Raw genomic sequence first — 5,750 nt, forward strand, 5'->3', positions numbered from 1 at the left:
CACCCTGGATCATACTGGATAATCAACACCCTTGCAAATTTATATGTAATTAAATTTTCGGTCAAGCAGCTCCGGGCAAACACGTCCGAAGCTGCAAGGAACAAGCAACTTAGGGAACCAATGTCTCAGTTACGGAAAGTCCAGCCCGTCATCGATGACACGGAACATCTCCCCAATCTGTGCCGGGTACTGGGCATCCAGTTCCTCCCACTGCTGCTTAGGTAAAACCAAAAAGTCGTGTGTATCTGAAAAGTACGAGGCCTCAAACAGACGAATTTCGTATTTATCCCTGATCAACTCTTGGAATCCACGAATCGTGATATAGCGATCTTTTCCGGAAAAGGTGAGCGCAATCGAATGCAGTTGTCCATTGTAGGTAACCTCTAATCCTTTGTCTGTAGTCGCCACCTCAACCGTTTCATCCGGAAGCCGTTCACTGAACAATTGGATGATCTCTTCATCATACTCCCGCCAATCTACGGTGACGCCGTATACAAACGCGAACACTATCGGAATTTGCTCCTTGATCGTAAACTCGTCCGACAATTCTTTTACATCATCCATCAATTGATAGTGCTCGAATGTTTCACGATGCTTCTCAATAAATTGTTGTAGCCGTTGCTCGTCTCCTTCGAATAGAAAGGTCAGCTCGCTGTCGCTTGGTATTCTCATCCCATTATCCTCCCTGTGTTCACCCGATCGGTCAGAATCATTTCTTTAACCTGTTTTGGCCTAACCATAATCGTTAATGACCTGTATATATAAGTTACACTTGATATTTTGACATAATAACGTGGTTGGAAGGAGGAAATTCGGAAAAAAGAAGAGGGTGGATGCGCCCTGCGCTCCGGCAGAAGAAAGGCCAGCTGTCTTTTTCTGACCGCTCCCACCCCCCGCCCTTCCGTCTTCTCCTACCACAAAGGTTTGTCGATTTATCAAACCAGATGTATATAGTTATGGAATCATATCCCACGACTTTTTATCAATAACTGAGATATTGACCGTTTTATATTCAAAATTACCATCAATGAATACATATTGATTACCTGTTAAATAGATTAAGCGATAAGCCTTTCCATTGGCATAAATGTCTTCTTTATATGGTTTGCCCAATGCCTTTTTTACTGTATCAGCTGATACATAAGGTTTTTCAACGCTTAAAGTTATAATCTTGTCTGTACTGTATACTTTTTCAAATTGTCTACTTGCAAAACCGATCATTGTTTTTCCAATAACAAAGGAATTGGTGTGTTCAGAACCATGTATTTTTTTACCTGTTAAATACTTTTTCACCGTTTTATACTGGGTTCCTATTTTATAGACCGTACTTGCTCCTTTTAAATACCCTTTTTTTGCAAGATCAAGTAAATCTTTGCTTATATATGGAGCTTGCTTTTGAATAGTTGCAGCTTCAACATTATGTGTTGCTATAGGGCTGATAGCTGGTGTTATTAAAGCTGTAGCTGCAAATAAGTATAAAAGGTTCTTGCTTTTTTTCATATTTTTCCCCTACCTTTTTCATCAAATTTTATCAAGGGTGTTGATTGTCCAAAGTATAATAATACCATCTTTATTCTTGTTTATGGAATAATAAGGTTTTGTAAACATGCGTAATCGCAAATTTTGTTCGCCTTGGAAGTATTTGTTGCTACTATATACATTTGATTTGATAAATCGACACACTTTTAATGAGTACAGATTGATTGTTCCGAGAGGAAAAGCACCCCCAAAGCGGCAAATAAGCTTCTTTGTTACAAGAAAGCCTAAAAATTTCGTTCTGGGGGTGCAATAAAACTTTAATCATCCGATTTATGTTAAAAACAATTTTAACTAATTTTATCATTAAGAGAAATTTTATAATATGCTTCTTCAACTAAATTTCTTTTACTTGATAATAATTATTTCATTTTCTGAATTGGGTACCATAGTATGTGAAACAACATATGTACAATGATTGCAGTAAAAATGCCAACCCACACATTCCCGAAAATCGTATATACATACATCGATACCTTAGGTTTTTCTGACACCACCTTGATAGAAGGTAAATGTGCTAAGGCAAAAAGCGGCCCTTGATGCTTCCGTGCGGGAGACGAACCGGCGCCCGTTTAGGCATGGTGTGGTGTGTACTCAATTAACCAACAATCTTGATATTCACCTTCGTGAAATTCATGTTTAGGGAGAATCTTAATTCTTTTGAAACCACACTTTTCATAACACTTTAGAGCCCTCGTATTTCTTGTTTGAGGATCCATAACGACTCTGTCGGCCTGTTTATGCTCAACTAAATATTTCACCATGGATGTAACAAGAAACGTTCCAATTCCTTTATTCCAATACTCTATTTCACCTATGAATTGGTCTGTTCCATAAATGTTTTCATCAAGATACCCATACTCTTTTTTTATTTTATCATCTAATTGATAAAATTGAATGTATCCTATTTCGTTTCCTTCAAACTCTACAATGCATTTAATCTCATCCTCTTCGGAAGCATAAAAAACTTTATTAACCTTGTCTACATCAAAAGGATTGTCCCTTCCTTCATAAAATTCAAGAACAGAGGGATCTGAAAGCCATTTTGCTAGAAGATACTTATCTGTTTCTTTTAATTTGCGAACCTTTAACTTACCATTTTGAAATAACATACTATCCCTCTTTCATTTTAATAGGACTGTGACAAGCTGGTAGGAGACAACCTACCACAGCCCTCTTTGGACTTTCCATTCAACAGCTTGCCTACATTGAGATCGGATACCGGATGCAATTTAAGGTTGTTCGGTAAACCGCGAAGTCACGAATTTTACTTCGGGATACTTGTCGCTCGGGCCGTTAAGCAAGTTTCCACCTTTGTTCTTCAAATATTTATCAAAAAAATCAAGCGTATATGCGTTTGCAATAAGGGTGGCTCTTGCCGGGCTGATTTTGCCGGCCAAATTCAAATGCTGGAAGAGCGGGGACAGGAATTGCATTTCGCCGAAATTGTAATGCTCTGTACCCTCGATATACAGAAGTTGTCCACCATTTTTAGCGACATGTTCAAGATGTTCGAGCTGGAGTTTGACTCCCTTGGTATCCTCATCTATCTGTTCTCTTGTGGCCCCCATCGCCTCCAACTCTTCGTTTGTATAGACGTAATTTTCTTTAACTTTATTGTAGAGACCGAAAGCCATTTCCGAAAAAATGAACATAAATGGCTTCGACAAAGGCCTTTTATCATAAAGGTAAAGCGATCCGTCCAGATCAATCCCCGCCGTAATTCTGGGATCATAGGCCACGTCGTACGATGCAGCTCCTCCGAAAGAATGACCGAATACGCCGATATGGCCAAGATCGATCTTCCCGTTAAGCGTGCTCGGAATGCTTCCGGAATTGAGTCGTTCAAACTGGTCTAAGGTGAATGTGATATCGTCCGTCCATACCTTCCCGACTTTGTCACGGTATTGTCTTTCGCCGATCAAATCCTCGTCTGTTTTCATCGTCGTTGTTCGTCCATCCGGAAATACAGTAGCGAACGTGCTGTAAGTATGGTCGATGGAGGCGACAATATAGCCATGGCTCGCGAGATCTTCCGCCTGGGACGTATAGTATGTTTTCGAAGAGCTATATCCATGATTCAGAATGAGCAGCGGATAAGACGCGCTGGAACCGGATACCTCGGCGTTTTCATAGGAATGGCTCGAAATATATTTCATATAATCCATAAATATCGATGGGATTTTAAAAGTTTGGGACATATATTCTTCCTTTAGAAACTTGTCGGCATCGGGGATAAAGGGCTTCGGGTTCCCCTTCGTATTTTGCGCCGGATACCATACTTGAACCATCAACTCTCTTTTGTCTCCAGGTATCCCGCCGAATATTTCGTTCCTGCCCTTATCAACAAAATGAAAGGTTTGCGTACCTACTTTAAGGCTGCCTGTCGGTTCCGGCAGTTGAAATACCGGAAAAACATACATAAGGGCCCCGGTTAGGAGCAACGACGCCGCTCCTGCCGTGAAGAAGACCACGGATAAAAAACGCGGCATTTTCCAACTAGCGGTTTTATGAAACAAGGCCATGAGCGAGATGACCAGAAATGCGAGCGTGATGCAATATGGAAATAAAAGCTGTATTCTGTAGCCTTCGACCACCAAATGAATGACTAGCAGCAGCATACCGATCATGCTGGCAATAAATAGAGGTTTTCGATTGTTCTTGCAGAACACTTTTATAGCTAACAAATTTGCACTAGATAGAAGAAGAAGTATCTCAAAAGCTCTCATCATGAACTCTCCCTTGATGTTGTAATATGGAATCGGCACTGCCGCTTCATCGCACGCGCCGTAGACCTCCCCAGAATTTTGTTACATATCTCTTTGTTCTTCTGAGGGGTCTTCATTCGTTCTAACCTATATACATCTGGTTTGATAAACCGACAAACTGTTGTGGTAAGAGGTAAGAAAAGACGGAAGGGCGGGGGGCGGGAGTGGTTAGAAAAAACACACTGGCCTCTCTTCTGCTGGAGCGCAGGGCGCATCCACCCTCTTCTTTTTCCGAATTTCCTCCTTCCAACCACGTTATTATGTCAAAATATCAAGTGTAACTTACATATGACTTTCGAGTATTAGGATCCACATGTGTATCCTTTCTTAATCATCCTTTCTTTTAGAAAATTTCCCTATCATTACTTATTTTAACGAAGGATACTTTCCTGCATCTGTCTACATTCTTACATTAAGCTTACATTAAAATAGTTACGCCAAAATTTTCCCTACTTCCCCCTGTTTTCTATCTATTAAAAAAGCGCAGCTAGTTAGCTACGCCTCTTTCATAGGTGTTCCTATTTACCATCGGTTAAGCTAATGCTACCTGTAAAATAACTGGTAGGAACAGCCATCCAATAATAAGATGGCTAGTTGGGATTCAAGCATAAAATAGTGAACATTTATAGCTCAGTTGATTCCTGCTTCTCTTAAAGCTTCTTTTATTTTTCTAGCTGCTATAACAGGGCGCTCTACAAATTCATAGTGAACATACATTAGACGTGGTTTTTCAAACAACCAATGGTTATGGATAGCAGTAACTCTAATTCCACGCCTACGAAGAGCACCAACAAAGCGATTTACTTCCTTTTGCAACACAGTGATTTCGCCTGTATTTAATGTTCTCCCTCTCTTATCCATCGATTCAAAAACAAATTCCTGTTCAACCTCATAACGCTTACCTAGCATTGTTACACGGAGATTACGTTTTTTTGTAACGTCACAGCGATTCTTTTCATGCATACCTGTGCCACCAAGAATACGAGCTAATCGGTTGCAAAGTTGTTTTGTAATGGGCATTTTACCGGACTAACCCCCTTTGTATAACTTAGTACAAGGTATGCAAAAAGGACGAGCTTTGTTTTAGTCTTTTAACTAATTTAGGGAAGTTACACTTATACCTATTAATAGAAAATAAACCAATGCAAAACCGAACAGGTTCTTTTACATTTTGTCTATTACTAAACATTGACGAGTTCTGGTTTATTCCGGCACCATGAAACCCAGCACTCCACTCCTTATTCTACTTCCTGATAATGTGTTAGCCTCAGTAGCAAACGAAGGTGCTACAAAACCTATATACATCTGATTTGATACATCAGCACATTTTTATGGTGGGAGATAAAAAAGACCCCAAATTAGAGGTCGCTTTATTCCTATTAGGTAACATTTTTTAATTTTTTAAGTAACACTTTGTGTAATCTTTTTTGGCACTTCATGTTATAG

General features: G+C 39.8%; 5 protein-coding genes. All 5 read right to left on the reverse strand.

From position 1 onward, the window contains the following. Window positions 1-129: 129 nt before the first annotated feature. The 5 genes from HMPREF0083_RS21725 to HMPREF0083_RS21745 all read right to left on the reverse strand — a co-directional run bounded on the left by HMPREF0083_RS21725 (window position 130) and on the right by HMPREF0083_RS21745 (window position 5,324). On the reverse strand, window positions 130-672 hold the full coding sequence (locus tag HMPREF0083_RS21725; RefSeq protein ID WP_021623981.1) for a hypothetical protein: 543 nt from the start codon (window positions 670-672) through the stop codon (window positions 130-132). Window positions 673-954: 282 nt separating this feature from the next. After that, entirely contained in the window at window positions 955-1,500 is a 546-nt protein-coding gene (locus HMPREF0083_RS21730) for a hypothetical protein (RefSeq protein ID WP_021623983.1), read from the reverse strand. 608 nt (window positions 1,501-2,108) lie between these two features. Continuing rightward, window positions 2,109-2,648 carry a GNAT family N-acetyltransferase gene (locus HMPREF0083_RS21735; protein ID WP_021623984.1) on the reverse strand — a complete coding sequence of 180 codons (540 nt, stop codon included), beginning with the start codon at window positions 2,646-2,648 and terminating at the stop codon, window positions 2,109-2,111. Window positions 2,649-2,768: 120 nt separating this feature from the next. Next, on the reverse strand, window positions 2,769-4,265 hold the full coding sequence (locus HMPREF0083_RS21740; protein ID WP_040304397.1) for an alpha/beta hydrolase family protein: 1,497 nt from the start codon (window positions 4,263-4,265) through the stop codon (window positions 2,769-2,771). 669 nt (window positions 4,266-4,934) lie between these two features. Then, the gene (locus tag HMPREF0083_RS21745; RefSeq protein WP_021623987.1) at window positions 4,935-5,324 is read right to left on the reverse strand and encodes a DUF1259 domain-containing protein; all 390 of its coding nucleotides are present in this window, start codon (window positions 5,322-5,324) and stop codon (window positions 4,935-4,937) included. Window positions 5,325-5,750 lie beyond the last annotated feature (426 nt).

The organism is Aneurinibacillus aneurinilyticus ATCC 12856 (assembly GCF_000466385.1).
Classification (GTDB): Bacteria; Bacillota; Bacilli; order Aneurinibacillales; family Aneurinibacillaceae; genus Aneurinibacillus; species Aneurinibacillus aneurinilyticus.

What these genes read in the sequence shown, in the direction of transcription:
- HMPREF0083_RS21725 (WP_021623981.1), bottom strand. Translation starts at nt 672, where the DNA reads ATGAGAATACCAAGCGACAGCGAGCTGACCTTTCTATTCGAAGGAGAC.
- HMPREF0083_RS21730 (WP_021623983.1), bottom strand. Translation starts at nt 1,500, where the DNA reads ATGAAAAAAAGCAAGAACCTTTTATACTTATTTGCAGCTACAGCTTTA.
- HMPREF0083_RS21735 (WP_021623984.1), bottom strand. Translation starts at nt 2,648, where the DNA reads ATGTTATTTCAAAATGGTAAGTTAAAGGTTCGCAAATTAAAAGAAACA.
- HMPREF0083_RS21740 (WP_040304397.1), bottom strand. Translation starts at nt 4,265, where the DNA reads ATGAGAGCTTTTGAGATACTTCTTCTTCTATCTAGTGCAAATTTGTTA.
- HMPREF0083_RS21745 (WP_021623987.1), bottom strand. Translation starts at nt 5,324, where the DNA reads ATGCCCATTACAAAACAACTTTGCAACCGATTAGCTCGTATTCTTGGT.